At 51.7% G+C, this 515-nt stretch carries 1 protein-coding gene; it reads left to right on the top strand.

Translation table 11 applies throughout. The features are described 5' to 3' along the window. The coding region (locus GY683_RS09495; protein WP_297288496.1) for a pseudouridine synthase at positions 1-515 on the top strand (515 nt) is incomplete at both ends.

The following is a 515-nucleotide window of genomic DNA, read 5'->3' as shown; positions in this document are numbered from 1 at the left end:
TAGTACGCATCGCCCCCGTGCGCCTGTCGGTGCGTGATGAGCCTGTGGTGTCTGATGATTTTGCCAGAGGGCTACTTGGTAGAGTGGTGTTCGAGAACGAAGGGCTGATCGTACTAAATAAGCCACATGGGCTGGCGGTACATGGCGGCAGCGGCGAGAGCTTCGGGGTGATTGAAGCGATGCGCGTGGCAACGGGCAAAAAATACCTAGAGCTGATCCATCGCATCGATAAAGACACGTCGGGCTTGCTGCTCATTGCAAAAAAACGCAGCACCCTAAAAGAGTTGCAAGAGCAATTTCGAGAAAAAACCATCCAAAAAAGCTATCTGTGTCTGGTGGTGGGTCATGTTAAGTCAGACAAGCAAATCATCGATCAGCCTTTATTGAAGTGCACACTGCCAAGTGGTGAACGCCGCGTCAAAATCGACAAACAAGGCAAACCAAGCCAAACTAAGATCGAGGTGTTGGCACGCTTTGAAATCGATGGTCGGGCGGTAAGCTTGGTGCGCGCATCG

The organism is Moraxella sp. (genome assembly GCF_024227015.1).
Lineage (GTDB): Bacteria > Pseudomonadota > Gammaproteobacteria > Pseudomonadales > Moraxellaceae > Moraxella.
The sequence above is the reverse complement of the archived record's forward strand: the minus strand, read 5'-3'. Positions and strand labels throughout refer to the sequence as shown.